At 65.1% G+C, this 13,110-nt stretch carries 16 protein-coding genes, 1 tRNA gene and 2 pseudogenes; 9 read left to right on the top strand and 10 right to left on the bottom strand.

Translation table 11 applies throughout. The annotated features are described in order from the left end of the window. Window positions 1–55: 55 nt before the first annotated feature. A complete protein-coding gene (locus IPG68_00005) occupies window positions 56–1,438 on the bottom strand; it encodes an ATP-binding protein (protein MBK6761754.1) in 1,383 nt (460 codons plus the stop codon). A 10-nt stretch (window positions 1,439–1,448) separates the two neighbouring features. Then, window positions 1,449–2,363, bottom strand: coding sequence for a hypothetical protein (locus IPG68_00010; protein ID MBK6761755.1), 915 nt, complete (start codon window positions 2,361–2,363; stop codon window positions 1,449–1,451). Window positions 2,364–2,624: 261 nt separating this feature from the next. On the opposite strand from IPG68_00010, the gene IPG68_00015 reads away from it, so the two are divergent. The 5 genes from IPG68_00015 (at window position 2,625) to IPG68_00035 (ending at window position 6,789) form a co-directional block, all read left to right on the top strand. Next, window positions 2,625–3,020 carry a toll/interleukin-1 receptor domain-containing protein gene (locus tag IPG68_00015; protein ID MBK6761756.1) on the top strand — a complete coding sequence of 132 codons (396 nt, stop codon included), beginning with the start codon at window positions 2,625–2,627 and terminating at the stop codon, window positions 3,018–3,020. After that, on the top strand, window positions 2,996–3,577 hold the full coding sequence (locus tag IPG68_00020) for a hypothetical protein (GenBank protein ID MBK6761757.1): 582 nt from the start codon (window positions 2,996–2,998) through the stop codon (window positions 3,575–3,577). The genes IPG68_00015 and IPG68_00020 overlap by 25 nt, the downstream gene beginning before the upstream one ends. Continuing rightward, the gene (locus tag IPG68_00025; GenBank protein MBK6761758.1) at window positions 3,574–4,890 is read left to right on the top strand and encodes a tetratricopeptide repeat protein; all 1,317 of its coding nucleotides are present in this window, start codon (window positions 3,574–3,576) and stop codon (window positions 4,888–4,890) included. The genes IPG68_00020 and IPG68_00025 overlap by 4 nt, the downstream gene beginning before the upstream one ends. Before the next feature lie 355 nt (window positions 4,891–5,245). Next, window positions 5,246–5,848, top strand: a complete 603-nt coding sequence (locus IPG68_00030; GenBank protein ID MBK6761759.1) for a dihydrodipicolinate synthase family protein — start codon at window positions 5,246–5,248, stop codon at window positions 5,846–5,848. A 590-nt stretch (window positions 5,849–6,438) separates the two neighbouring features. Continuing rightward, window positions 6,439–6,789, top strand: a complete 351-nt coding sequence (locus tag IPG68_00035; protein MBK6761760.1) for a hypothetical protein — start codon at window positions 6,439–6,441, stop codon at window positions 6,787–6,789. A gap of 223 nt (window positions 6,790–7,012) precedes the next feature. Here the strand turns inward: IPG68_00035 and IPG68_00040 are convergent, their stop codons facing one another. The 4 genes and pseudogenes from IPG68_00040 to IPG68_00055 all read right to left on the bottom strand — a co-directional run bounded on the left by IPG68_00040 (window position 7,013) and on the right by IPG68_00055 (window position 9,431). After that, window positions 7,013–7,309 (bottom strand): hypothetical protein, encoded by a 297-nt coding sequence (locus tag IPG68_00040; protein ID MBK6761761.1) that lies wholly within the window; start codon window positions 7,307–7,309, stop codon window positions 7,013–7,015. A 196-nt stretch (window positions 7,310–7,505) separates the two neighbouring features. Further along, a pseudogene (locus IPG68_00045) lies at window positions 7,506–8,397 on the bottom strand (TIGR02452 family protein). 125 nt (window positions 8,398–8,522) lie between these two features. After that, entirely contained in the window at window positions 8,523–8,942 is a 420-nt protein-coding gene (locus IPG68_00050) for a VOC family protein (GenBank protein ID MBK6761762.1), read from the bottom strand. Window positions 8,943–8,984: 42 nt separating this feature from the next. After that, complete coding sequence (locus IPG68_00055) at window positions 8,985–9,431, bottom strand: helix-turn-helix transcriptional regulator (protein MBK6761763.1); 447 nt, start codon at window positions 9,429–9,431, stop codon at window positions 8,985–8,987. A gap of 190 nt (window positions 9,432–9,621) precedes the next feature. On the opposite strand from IPG68_00055, the gene IPG68_00060 reads away from it, so the two are divergent. Further along, a complete protein-coding gene (locus IPG68_00060; protein ID MBK6761764.1) occupies window positions 9,622–9,843 on the top strand; it encodes a helix-turn-helix domain-containing protein in 222 nt (73 codons plus the stop codon). Window positions 9,844–9,867: 24 nt separating this feature from the next. On the opposite strand, the gene IPG68_00065 is transcribed toward IPG68_00060, so the two are convergent. The 4 genes and pseudogenes from IPG68_00065 to IPG68_00080 form a co-directional block, all read right to left on the bottom strand. Further along, a complete protein-coding gene (locus IPG68_00065; GenBank protein ID MBK6761765.1) occupies window positions 9,868–10,515 on the bottom strand; it encodes an NERD domain-containing protein in 648 nt (215 codons plus the stop codon). A gap of 270 nt (window positions 10,516–10,785) precedes the next feature. Next, on the bottom strand, window positions 10,786–11,022 hold the full coding sequence (locus IPG68_00070; protein ID MBK6761766.1) for a hypothetical protein: 237 nt from the start codon (window positions 11,020–11,022) through the stop codon (window positions 10,786–10,788). A 482-nt stretch (window positions 11,023–11,504) separates the two neighbouring features. Next, a tRNA-Met gene (locus tag IPG68_00075) sits at window positions 11,505–11,578 on the bottom strand. Window positions 11,579–11,600: 22 nt separating this feature from the next. After that, window positions 11,601–12,168: pseudogene (locus tag IPG68_00080) on the bottom strand (serine hydrolase family protein). A gap of 66 nt (window positions 12,169–12,234) precedes the next feature. On the opposite strand from IPG68_00080, the gene IPG68_00085 reads away from it, so the two are divergent. The 3 genes from IPG68_00085 to IPG68_00095 all read left to right on the top strand — a co-directional run bounded on the left by IPG68_00085 (window position 12,235) and on the right by IPG68_00095 (window position 13,081). After that, complete coding sequence (locus IPG68_00085; GenBank protein MBK6761767.1) at window positions 12,235–12,477, top strand: CsbD family protein; 243 nt, start codon at window positions 12,235–12,237, stop codon at window positions 12,475–12,477. A gap of 77 nt (window positions 12,478–12,554) precedes the next feature. Then, on the top strand, window positions 12,555–12,827 hold the full coding sequence (locus IPG68_00090; protein MBK6761768.1) for a type II toxin-antitoxin system Phd/YefM family antitoxin: 273 nt from the start codon (window positions 12,555–12,557) through the stop codon (window positions 12,825–12,827). An 11-nt stretch (window positions 12,828–12,838) separates the two neighbouring features. Beyond that, window positions 12,839–13,081 carry a type II toxin-antitoxin system RelE/ParE family toxin gene (locus IPG68_00095; GenBank protein MBK6761769.1) on the top strand — a complete coding sequence of 81 codons (243 nt, stop codon included), beginning with the start codon at window positions 12,839–12,841 and terminating at the stop codon, window positions 13,079–13,081. Window positions 13,082–13,110: the final 29 nt, after the last annotated feature.

The raw sequence follows: 13,110 nt of genomic DNA on the forward strand, positions 1-13,110 counted from the left end.
GTCGCTGGTACTTGCGAGGTATGGGCTGCCAGCGCCAGTGTCGGAGGAACCCGGCTCAGACTCCTTCTTCGGAATCCGTTGATGCGTCGTCGTCGTGGCTGTCTGCCGCTTCCTGGGCGGCGCGCCGCTTCGCCAGCCACTGGTCCAGGAAAGAAGCTTCGTGCTGGGCTTCACCGAAGCTCGGGCGCGAGTGCGCATCGCTTGGGCGAAGGTCATCCAGAGTAAGAGCGGGTAGGTCCCGGTGGGGGTCCACGAGCTCCTTGATGGTCCGGTCACGTATCTGCTGCTCGGCGGCGGACGCGTCGGTCTGCGGTGTGGCGATCCGGTTGTAGTCCACTTCGAGGGTGAATGGGCGTAGCGGGGTGCCGGTCGTGGCCAGCCGCGCGGCGGCGAAGAACTGGGGCAGACCGGCGAGATCCAATGGGCCGAACTCCGGGAAGGTCGACATCGAGAGGTTCTTCGCGTCCTCAGTTCCCACCCGAAAGATCAGCCGGGTCGCGATCGACCCCTCGACGGCCTCATCGAGGCCGCCTTTCAGTTGGCTCATGTACTGGTGGGCGATCACCGCTCCCACTCCGAACTTGCGTCCCTCCGAAAGAATGGCGCCAAGTGGGACGGAGGAGAACGAGCCGGCCTCGTCGATGAACAGGGTTGTGGGCTCGTCGAGTGGGCTGGCCAGTGCCGCACCCCAGTATCGGAGGAGGTAGAGCATGCCCAGGATGCGGGCACCGGTGATTCCCACCTGCCCCTTGGCGAGGTCCACCAGCACGATGCGCCGGGTCCGCATGGCCTCGGCTGGGTCGAACGAGTCTGCGCCAGTCTCGAGCATGCCGCGCAGGGCCGGGTTCATGGTGAATCCGGTGAACTTGGAGGTGACCCAGGCGATCACCTCTTGGTAGTCCGAACTGCGGTTGCCGAGAATGTCGTTGTCCCAGAACGCTTTGAGATCCGGGTTCTGCAGTTGCTCGGACAGTGCCTTGGCGAGGTCGCGCCGTTCGAGCACCCGGGGCACGTCCAGCAGAGAAGTGGCCTTGCCTCTGACCTCCGACAAACTGGCGAGCACATTGCGCATGATCCGCTGGAAGCGGGGACCCACGATGCCCTGATAGGCGGGATCGAACAATTGCTGGAAGGCCTCGACCAAGTCGCCGATCACCAGATCCCGCTCGCGCTGATCGACTGCCAGCGGATTGAGTCGGACAGGGTTCTGCAGGTCGCCGCAGCGGATCAGCCACGTGCGGTCGCGCGCCTCCGGGCTCATCTCGGCGATGATCCGATCGACGGTCTGTCCATGCGGGTCGAGGAAGAGCAGCCCCTCGCCGCGGGCGGCGGCATCCACCGCCATCTGTGTCATCACGGTGGACTTGCCCGACCCGGTCTCGCCGATGATGTGCACGTGCCGGGAGAGCACCTGCCGATTCAGAGTGAGGTCTCGCACCTGCTATCGCTCATCGCGGACCCGGCCCACCCGAATCCCGTCGGTATCCCCGGGGCCTTCGTAGGTGACGACCTGCCGGTTCGACCTCGAGTCCAGGGAAACTGCCGCCCACCGTTGCCGGGAGCCGCAGCAGTCCGCCCGCCACCGACTCAGGCACCGACCTGGTGAGCAGAGCCTTCGATGGCTCGACGACGTCGATATCGACCGCACTGAACCAGCCGCGCAGATGCTCGTGGAAACGCAGGGGGAGTGTGCCGGGCTCGGAGCGTGCCACCAGGGCCGCGGCGGCCTTCACCGGCACTCCCAGGTACTCGTCGGAGAGCCTCTCGTCGAGGTGCAAGTCCCCGGCCAGTGTCTCGCGTACATCATCGGCGATCCGGTCGCTGAGCGCCTCGACGACCTGCACGAGTTCCACGTGAGGATTCGCGAGGAGCAGGCGGCCCAAGTCCTCCGGAGAGGCCGAACGGGGCATCCCCCAGGTGCCGGTGTCGAAGTCCTCCCGGGACCGGACGAAACCCAGGTTGGCTCCCAAGGCGGCGGGGTCTCGTGGCGACACTGCCAGCGCCGCCACTGGGGCCGGGGCCCGTTCCTCTGCGGGAGATACCGGGCCGACCGCCGCGCCTTCCGACAAGAGCCTGGCTACCTCCTCGGCGAGGTGAGCCACCAGATCGTCGACGTTCTTCAGGCCGGGTAGCAGCGGTGTGTTTGGCGATGCAGAGACTCGGACCACCACGGAAAGCCCATCGGTGGTGCCGCTTGTGCGCACCTCGAGCCGACACCCCGCCGGTGCCTCTCCCATCAGGCGCACCAGGCGAAGGCCGAGTCTGATGGCATGCGCCCCAGAGGCGTTCTCCTCGCCCTCGGACGCATCCGACCGGCGCAACCTGAGCAATGCGCGAATTCGAGACTCCCCGTTGTCATGCATCGAAGGTATCGGACACAGCCCAGCGCCGAATCGAACGGGCAAGCGGCGATCCGGCACGGCCACGGAGTGCGCCTGCACGCACCATGAGCCCGTGGGCCAAGCCACACGACCTGCCCCGCAGCCAAGTCCACCGCGCTACCCCCACCCGCCAGTGCGGATCGGAGTCGTCAGTCGGGGGCACTTCCCGCCGGATCGACCGAGGGCACTGGCCGTGGCGTAGGTTGACTATGCGTAGATGCTGCCGTGATCGGGGGTTCTGTAATGCGGCCGCTGGTTTTCATAAGTCATGCCTCGCCAGACGCGATGCTGGCGGCTCACCTTGTCCAAGCACTGGAAACGGCCGGGCTCAGGTGCTGGATTGCGCCGCGGGACATTGCAGGTGGATCTGACTATGCCGCCGAGATCATGGGTGCCATACGGCGATCGCAAGTGATGGTCGTGGTCGTCTCGGACAATGCGAATGCATCACAGCATGTGAAACGCGAGGTAGAGCGGGCTGTGAGCAAGGGTCTGGCGCTAGTGCCATTCCGGATCGCCGACATATCGCCATCGGATACTCTCGAGTACTTCCTGAGTTGTCAGCATTGGCTGCACGCACTACCTCCCCCGTCGAGGCCCACCTCGCTGCGGTCGTGGATGCCGTTGAGGCGCTCATGAGGCTTGGCGAGGTCGACATGGAGGTGGATGCTCGACCGGTCGTCTTCCACGGAGAGGGTAGAAGGGGCGTGCGAGTCCCTGCGCCAGTCGCGGCGTTCGGGGGACGCGAGGTGGAGCAGGCCGCGACACTCGAGCGGTTGCGTGACTCACGACTAGTCACCTTGGTCGGGCCGCCCGGGTCGGGCAAGACGGAGTTGTCCAGAGTCGTCGCGAGGGCAGCCTTCGATGAGTTCGGACAGGCCTGGTTGTTCGACCTGTCGACAGTCGGGGAATCCACATCGCTCGACAGCGGTCTGGCTGTGGCGCTGGGACTTGACCCAACGCTCGATCGATCATCTCTTCTCAGACAATGTGCGTCGATCTCCGGCCTGATGTTGCTCGATAACGTCGACGGCATTGAGTCTCAACCTGATCGAACTCGCAGCCTGATCTCTACCCTGTCTGCCGAGTGTCAGGGGCTACGACTCCTTGCGACCAGCCGGGTGCGTCTGGATGTGGGGATTCAGGAGACCCTGATAAGGGTGGGCCGCTGCCAAGGGATGAAGCGTGGGCGATGATGCTCCGACTGCTTGAGCGTCAGTCCGTCTCAGTGACTGGCACGGACGAGGACGCGCTGCGCAAGATCCTCGACGCCGCCGATGGGCTTCCACTCGCAATCGTGATATCAGCGGCCTGGCTAGCCGATATGCCACCGCAATCCTTCCTCCGCAGTTGGACTAGATCCCGCAGTGCGATGCAGGAGCTCCCGGGAGTGCCTTCGCCAGATCGTTTCTCGAGCGTGCATGTCTCCGTCGGCCTGTCCATCCAGTCATTGGAGGAAGCGCAGGTCGACCTGTTGCGTGTTCTGTCCTTGCTCCCAGCCGGCGCCGCAATGGAGACCCTGGATCTGATACCCACTGACTCCGGTCCAGTCGCGGTGCGTTCGGCTGAGTTGGTCAGAAGATCCCTCGTCGAGCGAGATGGAACCGGCCTTCGGATGCTGGCACCAATCAGGGAGTTCGTTCTTGTCCAGATGCCGGCCACGCGGAAGGCGGAGATCACTGCAGCCGTGATTCGGGCGCACACGGACTTCCTTCGAGAGGCGCTTGTCCAGGCCTACGCCGGACACGGCGCTGACGTCTGGTCGACAGTGGACAGGGCCCTGCGCAACGTGGCCCCATTGGTGGACCAGGGGCTCGAGACCCACTGCCCCGGTCCGGCGATGGTCGACCTCGTGGTGTCTGCGAGTTTGGCATTTCGTGCGACGGGCCGGATCAACGACGGAGTGGCAAGCCTTGACAAGGTGTCTTCGGTCGTGATCGATGATGGCTCCCTGTTCGGGATCTTGATGGAAGAGAAGGGGCACCTGCAGAGAGCGGCAGCACGACTCGATGAGGCCCTGGAGTCATACGGCTTGGCTCTCGAGACGTGGGATGCGCTAGGAGCGAGGTCGCGACAGGCCGTGTGCTACCTCAGATTGGGTGACGTACTCAGAGTCCTGGGCCAGTACCCGGATGCCGAAGACGCTTATCGCCTTGGCGCGGAAGCCCACGAACTGGCTGGATGCACGCCGCTGGAGAGGGGCGATGCCATCGAGTGCATGGGCGACCTGGCCAGGATGCGAGGTGCTTGGGACGTCGCCGAGCGACTCTACGTACGGGCGCAAGAACTCTTCGCCTCCGTTGGGAATGGTTTGGTGGGGATGACCAACACGTCGCACAGTCTTGGCGAGACCTGGCTGGCCTGTGATCAACATGAGCGTGCCGAGATTGAGTATGAAGATGCGCTACGCATCAGCCGGGACATCGGGGATGCTCAGGGAGAGGCCAACGCGACTCTTGGGCTCGCCAAGGTTAGCGCCCTTGAAGGGCGCTATGTCGAGGCGGGATGATTTGCGCCTCGGCGCGGAGAAGATCTACTCCCGGATCAGTGACTCGCTCGGCTTTTGCGAATGCGCTCACGGTCGCAGGCGACATCTTCGTCCGCCGAGGGGACTTCGAGGCCGCGCACGATGCGTTCGCTGAGGCTGAAGCGGGCTATCGGGCGATGTCGTGTCGGCTGAATGTGGCGCTCGCACGGCTGCGACGGCTGATTTCGAGGCAAGTGTCTTGGGAGTCGCCCTCCGTTGCATCCGTGCGCTCAGCAATCGAGTCGTTGGTTGGCCGACAGGTGACGTATGAGGAGGCGCGCCGGTGGCCTCTGGAGAAGAAAGGGAGTGTCTTCCACGGTGCTCTGGAGCGCCGCACGTGATCTCCTCATTGGTGGTCGCGCTTGTCACGCCCTTCAACAGTCGTGGGGTTGTCGACTGGGGCGCGTTGGGCGAGTACCTTGAGTTCCTGTCCGAAAGGCGTGTGCGCGACGTCCTCGTTGGCGGCACCACGGGTGAGTTCGCCAGCCTCACATTGGATGAGCGCCGCCACCTCCTCGAGTTCTGTCGATCCCGTTGGAGTGGTGCTCTCATTGCCCACGTCGGATCGAGTTGCCTCACCGACGCCGTGGCTCTTAGCGACCATGCTCAGGACCACGCGGACGTCATCGCGGCCATGCCACCCTACTTCTTCGCCCACCCGCCCGAGGCTGGCGTGCTCGAGTACTTTCGCGCCCTGGGACACCGTTCAGTCAGACCTCTGCTCCTGTACAACTTCCCCATGCACACGCAGGCTCGGATCTCGGCGGAGATGGTCGAAGTTCTGGCACGCGACCTCCCGAATCTGCTGGGGATGAAGGACTCTGACAAGGATCACGCGCTGTCTAAGCGCTACAAGTCCGGGAACTCGGCCCTGCGCGTCTTCTTGGGCGATGATTCAGCGGCGGCAATGTACGCGATTCTGGCTGTGACGGCGTTGTGACCGGCGCAGGTGGAGCAGTCGTTGTGTGGCCTGTGGCCATCACTGAGGCTGTGGAACGGGGCTACGCTGAGGAGGCTACGAGGTTGCAGGGGGAATTCGACACGTGGAGTGCACTGCGAAGAGCCGCCCCTGTATCCAGCATCGCCTTCACCAAGGCGACGATCGCCTCCAGGCTCAAAGGGTTCCCCGTGTCGGTCAGGTGCCTCTTGTGGCGGCAGACGAAGGATCGCTCAGGATCGCCCGAAGGGCACTCTCGACTCGCCCGCGATGGAGTTCCTGAGGTCACACGTGCCTCTCCGATGGCAGGGACGGGTCCGAGTTGGGTTGGCAGAGGCTGTGCACCTGGCAAGGCTGAATGCGATGGCCACCAGCCAATCGGTTTCAGTGTCGCCGACAGCAAACCAATCAGACTCGGCCAACGGCGGGGCACGCCTCCCAACAGACGGACCTTGCCATGCAACTGGGGTTCGCGGCGGTGTTGGCTCGGCATCCGCAGTTGCCGGCCAGGGTGATCCGAGCCGGTCGGCTGGACTGGGTCGATCACCTGGTTCCGGAGCAACGCGTGCCGGCTGCGCCCAGATTTCCGGTGGGTGGATCCGTCGGATCTGCTCGTGTGGTCGGCCGGGGATGCGGCGCAGTGTGATGTCTGGTTCCTGCCTGCCAGGATTCCGTTGGAGGACGGCACGGCCCGGCTGGGGCCGGTGCTGATGATTGCCTGCGCGCATTCCCGGCTCACGTTGCGCCCTCATGATCCCGACGCGGAAGACCGAGGATTGCTGTTGAGGATGTGGGACCCGCTGCAGCAGCTCGGGCGGGTGCCGCGCAGGTTGCTGTGGGACAACGACGTCGGCAGCGGGCGAAGGAAGCGCTTACCGGCCACTGTCGGTGTTGAAGGCCACCCTGGCCAGCAGACTCCGTGCTGCTACCGCCGGGCGACCTGAATCGAAGGGGCTGGTGGAGCGGACCAAAGGCTGGTTCGAGACCTCGTTACTGACCGGCCGAACGTTCGCCTCTGTCATGGGGTCTTCGCCTGTGTGATCGACTCTGTGATCCCCACATCGGAGCAGATTGGACAACGGCAGTTTGGCGTGCCCAGAACGAGGGCGGTGGCTGCCACGAAACAGGGTCCGAGACTCGAGGTCCCGGACCCTGGTCCTCGCCAGCTCAGCCGAACAAGTCGCCGAGTTCGTACTTCCAGTCCGGCCCGAGGATGGTGTCCGGTGGGACGGCTCCCCATCCGTCGAGAGCGCGGCAGAGGGTTTCCAACTCGGCGTTGATGTCCCGTGTGATCTGGTCCCGGTTTGGGAACCTGCCCTCGTTGGAAACGGCCCAGGCCTTCATCGCCTCATCGAAGCGGTAGGCGACGATGGATTCGACCTCTTTGTGGAAGCGGTGCCGGACCTTCGCCTCGTTCACTGGCGTTCGAGGAACCCGCGGTCCGTTGTACTCGTAGTCGCTCATTGTGATCACTCCCCTGTTGAATTTGGGCACACCTCACCCCGGGTGGGGCTCGGTGCAGGGGAGATCTGGCTCACATGTCCTCGTCAACCAGGGGGCACGAGGATCTATTCCGCCCGGTGCGTATCCCGTGGTGAATTACCGACTTCCTGACAAGGGCTGGCAGGCCCTTGGGTGACACTGAGCAGTCGAGCGCTGCTCACCCCATCGCATCGGCTGCGTGGGGGAGCGCGAACCGGTCGCGGAAGGGGCCGAGGTATCGGCGTTCCGGTGACCAGTCGGTGATGGCGAAGACGACCTCGCGGAAGCGTTCGTCGAAGGGTCCGGTGAGTAGGCGGTGGAAGTCGGCGGCGGTGCGATGCGGGTCATTGTGGAACGCTCCGCATCCCCAGGCGCCCAGCACGAGGGTGTCGAATCCGTAGGCGGCGGCGACCTCCAGGAGTCTCTGCGCCCTGGCCGCCATGAGGTGCGCGGAGCGCGGCTGGCCCACACGTGGCGCATAGGGGGCAGCGCTGGTGATGAAACTGCACAGCCAGGGCGTGTCGAGTGGGGAGCCGGCATCGGTGCGGAAGACGGGGACATCCGGTGACAGGATCATCCAGTCGCTGGACGCGTAGTCACCGCGGTGCCGGTGGGCCCGATACATCGGGTCGCGTTCCAGGGTCGCGTGCAGGGCGCTGGATCGGCACAGGGTCTCTTCTTGTGCACGGGCCCCGTGCAGGAATCCGCCCCCTGGGGTGATGCCATTAGCCATGTTGAGTGCGAGCGGGCGGGCGCCAAGGTCCACCAGGAGCCGTGCGGCGCCCAGGGTGGTCTCGTTTGCCACAGTCACGAGTGTGGAACTGAAGACGGGTTCAGGATCGTGCGGCACTGGTGCATCCGGCGGGATGCTGACCTTAGCGCTGATCGCCGCCGTCACCTCCGCCGCCCAGTCGACGCTGCTGCCGTCTTGACGCATGTACCACCCGTCACGGGCTGCACGAACAGCCTGGTGCCCGAGAGCCGCGGCCGTGGACCTGTCTACCGCAAGTGACTCTCGGCGTTCCTCGGCGAGCGTCGCTGTCCAGGCATGGTTGCGGGATGAGTGGCATGGGCTATGTTCTCGCGGTCGGAGTGTCTACGGTGAGCGACTTGGGTGACCGCAGGGGCGTTACGTGTGTCCTGCCGCCGCTCGAACGGTCGCCGCAGCGGCTGCCCCATCCGCGGGCGTTGCGGCTCAGCCGATCGGGGTGCGCTGCGCCACCCTGTAACTGTTGCCGGACGGGTCGCGGAAGCCGAAGTCGATGCCGTATGGCTGTTCGGTCGGCTTGTCGATGGTCTCCACGCCGTTGGCCGAGAGTCGGTCGTACTCGGCGAAGGCATCGTCGGTGGTGAAGAACAGCCCGGTGGCGAACCCCTTGGCCACCAGGTCCTCGACCTGAGCTTTGGTGTCGTCGTCCATGACCGGCTGCCCAGGAACTGCCATCAGCACGATCGCCGTGCCGTTCTGGCCGCTGGGTCCCACCGTGACCCAGCGGAAGTTGGCGAGTTCCGCGATGGTGACGTCTTCCTTGATCTCGAACCCGACCTTCTTTGTCCAGAAGTTCACGGCTTCGTCCTGGTCGAGGACCCACACCTGGGTCGTACTCAGTTCCATCTGTTCCTCCTAGGCTTGCTGCTGATCAAGAGCGTAGGTAGGTCAGCCGGCGGCGTCTTCTCGAATCGTGCTCGGTGCCTCCGCTGTCCCTCGGGAGGGACGCCCGTACGCGCGCAGCACACAGTTGGGCACGGGGACGAGCGCCGCGGCCGGCGGGAAGTGGGCGCGGTAGGCCGTGGGGCTCATGCCGTAGGCGGTCTTGAAACTGGTGGTGAAGGACCCGACGCTGGTGAGTCCCACCGACATACAGATGTCGGCCACCGCCCAGTCGGTGCTACGCAGCAGGGTCGCCGCACGTTCCAGTCGGCGGGTCAGCAGGTAGGCGTAGGGCGACTCCCCGAACGCCTTCTTGAACTCGCGGCTGAAGTGGGCCCGCGACATCAGCGCGACCTGTGCCATCTCGTCGACGGTGAGTTCTTCGGTGTACCGCGTGTCGGCCAGGTCCCGTGCGCGAACCAGATGACGCGCGGTCGGCACGGCGATTGGCACCTGCCCAGAGTACGGCGGGCTGAGCGCCGGAGGTGACTACTGCTTGCGCTGCGCGGCTTCCGCCGGCATCACTCCGGGAGTCAACAAGGGGAGTAGCCAGGGCCTAGCAGTGGAGTTGGTATCCCTGCAGACGGCAGTCCAATGTGGCGCACGGTCGCCAAACAAGTTGGCGAACTGAGCGACTCGTGACCTGGCCCGTCACGAATCACGGTCGGGCCATGAGCAGAAATGGTGCGGCAATGGTGCCGAGGCGGCGCGACGGTATTTCATCCACTACAACACCCTCAAACACCGCCTGGCCCACATCAGTTCCATCCTCGGGCGAGACCTTCGGGAGCCGCGCGAGCGCACTACGCTGGCGCTGGCCCTGGCGGCCCTGGCGGCCCGGCGGGTCGTGCGGTTCGGGGAGTGAGGCTGGAGACGTGGGTTCCCGCGTTCACGCTGGCGGGAAACACTCGGCCAAGTCCTGCCGCATCCGGTGCACGTCGACCGTCCCGGAGACCTGTTTGCTGAGGCGCTTGCGCAACTGCCGCGGTGACATGACCAGGACTCCCGCCACGGTGAAGCACGTATCGAACAGGGCCCAGTCCGCGTCGATGAAGCACACCACGCCGCGCACTGGCACCCGTCCGACCGCGCTCTGCACAAGCTCGACCTGCGCCTGCACGCCCTCGATCAGTCTGCTGCAGTCGAGGCGGTTCACGAAGAGCTTCTCAACTCTCGGTGTGAACAGGCCCCCCTGCGTGCGCCGCTCGGGGCGGCCCTTGTAGTGCTTGGCGTCGATGACGTAGATGCCGGTCGACGTGATGGCGATGTGGTCCAAGTTCGCTGTCGACCGAGGCATGCGGCGATCGTGCAGCACAGCCACGTGATCGCTGGCGAGGGAGTCGAGTTTCGCACCCAAGCGCTGTTCGCCCTCAGCGCCTTTCGCCCAGGCGCGCGTGCACTGTCGCTCGGGTGTCAGGGCCACTGCGAACTCGCCGAACGGTCCCCACCTGTCCCGAATTCGCTGCTGATCCAGGCTCTTGCGTCGCTCATACTCGCGGCGCGCCGAGCCTCCGGCACCTTTCCGACTGTCCGTCATGCGACCCCCGTCTGTTGATGATTCACATCATCGACAGACCCCGGTGCGGACTTGAACCGAGAAGCGGTGACGTGCCCTCGCCGCAAGGTCTGTTTGGTCTGGGAGGCCTTCAGCAGTGCATTGGAGTTCGCCGTGGTCGGTCATGGATCGTGGGAAGTGGTCCGCATCCTCGACCGAGTTGACGATCAGTGCGCTGGGCACGCGTGAACTGGCTGGGTTCAGCAACTCTGGCCGGCCCCACGAATCGTGCGGATCCGACGGCGCCGGGTCCTAGACGTCGCCTCTTGGGTGCAGAGCCCGTTGCTCTTGGCGGCCACGGAAGTACCGGATGCCGACCAAAGCCAGCCCTCCAGCCAGAACCATCAGCGTCAGCATCAAAGCGAAACCAAGCCATGTGTGTAGTCCTGGCAAGTTCGTGTTTGCACCGTAGATGGCCGCGACCAGACTCGGGGCCAGGAAGATGGCTGCGAGGTAGGAGAGGTTGCGTTGGAATTCCTCTGATCTCATTCGCGCTCTGTCATCCTCGCGCTGCCGCTGGTCGGTCTTCTCCCAGCAGTAGCCAAGACAGGAACCGCACGGGCATGAGGCATCCACGCCCGCACCGTCCGTGTCAAAGCCACTCGCTGCACTGGCAGTGCCGGTGACTAGCGAGTCCGCCGCGGCCGAGCCAGCGTTGATCGCGTCACCTTGTGCAAACCTGCACCTATCCGTGTCGACTCAATGATGGCCAGAACCCTGGCCACCGACACCTTCGACGAGCTCCTGCATCGGCAGGCCCACTCCCGACGGCCCCGTGCCCGGCAAGCTGTGGTACTTGGGATAGCCATTTCCAGACAAGCGAAGAGGCCCGATCCCAAGGGCCCGGGCCTTCGTCATTGGTGGCGGGGGCGGGAACCGTCGGAACGCTGGCGCGTTCCTCCTCCCAAACCCCGCCCGTGCGCATGAAACGGATCAGGTCCCGACCCAAGGGCCGGGACCTGATCCGTTAGTGGCGGGGGCGGGATTTGAACCCGCGACCTCTGGGTTATGAGCCCAGCGAGCTACCGAACTGCTCCACCCCGCGTCGGTTCCTCAACTATACGACATCACGCGCGCCCGGCGGCACCCCCACCCAACCCGGCCACGAACCCCGCCAGCAACTCCTGGCCCTGCGGCCAGTCCCCGAGCCCACTGTCGGCGTTGATGTGGCCGAGCGCCCCGGCCACCACGAACTCCGCCCCGAGGTCGGCCGCCAGGTCCCGGGCGAAGGCCGCGTCCGTGTAGGGATCGTCAAGACTTTCCCACGACCAGCGACGGGAACGGCAACGGTGCCCGGGGTGCCTCCCGGAACCCCGCGGCGGCTGGCGGAAACGCGGGCGACGCAGGATCCACCGGCGCCACCAGCATGGCTCCCGCGACCGGCGACGACGACTCCGCCGCCCATATCGGCACCAGCAGGCAAGCAAGGCTGCGCGCCACCAGCACCGGCGGCTCGGAGGCCGTGACCACCGCGGCGTCCAGCGCCGAGATCCAGTCCCCGCGCACCGGCAGGTCCCAGTCCGGGGGCTGGAACCGCACGAAGGCCGGGTCGGCGGCCTCCCACAGCGTCTGCCAGTGTGCCGGCCCGGAGTTCCAGATCCCAGGCAGGGCTATGAGCGATCTCACGTTGTTCATCCAACCCAGTGCGCGTTGGCGTTGCCACGCCGCGCGTACCCTGGAACTAGAGAAAGGGGGCCACAAATGGCCATCAAACAGGACGACATCAAGGGTCGCGCGAAGATCGCAGCCGGAGCTGTAACCGGTAACAAGGAGCTCGAGAACGAGGGCCGTATGGACCGCATGGCCGGCGACGCCAAGAAGCAACTGGACAAGATCGCGGGCAAGGCCAAGGATCTGCTGGGCACCGGCACCTCGCAGGCCTCCGGTTGGGTCGACCAGGCCAAGAGCGCAGCCGAGGGCCTCATCGACAAGATCAAGAAGTAGTACCGGCAGGCCCGTCTTGCGGTGAGTCGCTGGGCGTGGTTGACAAGCCATCGAATATAGCCATACTTATAGCCATGGTGGATCGGTTGCCTTTGGCTGATGTGAAGAACCGGCTGTCCGAGGTGGTGGAACAGGTCGAGGTTGAGCACGCCCGGGTCACCATCACCAAGCACGGACGGCCTGCAGCGGTGCTGATCAGCGCCGATGATCTGGAGTCGCTCGAGGAGACATTGGCGTTGCTCAGTGACCCTGAGGTGCTGGCCCAGATCCGGGCCTCACGTGACGAGGTGGCTGCCGGGCAGCGGGTCGCCATGACCAAGGAGCAGGCGCTGGCAAGGGCTCGCCAGTGACTTACGCCGTCATGTGGACGGCGACAGCGGAGCGCGCTTTGGCGCGCTTGCCGGAGAAGGTCGCCGCGGCTGCGGTGGAGTTCATCTACGGGTCACTGGACCCGCGTGTGGGCAAGCCCCTGCGTTTCGAACTCGAGGGTCTGCGCAGTGCACGCAGGGGCGACTACCGCGTGGTCTACGAGGTCGACCTGGAGCAGGCGATGGTCACCATCATTGCCATCCAGCACAGGTCGGACGTGTATCGCCAACGCTGAGGCGGACAGTTCCCGAGGCTCACCGCACC

Source organism: Micrococcales bacterium, from assembly GCA_016703125.1.
Lineage (GTDB): Bacteria > Actinomycetota > Actinomycetes > S36-B12 > UBA10799 > JADKAV01.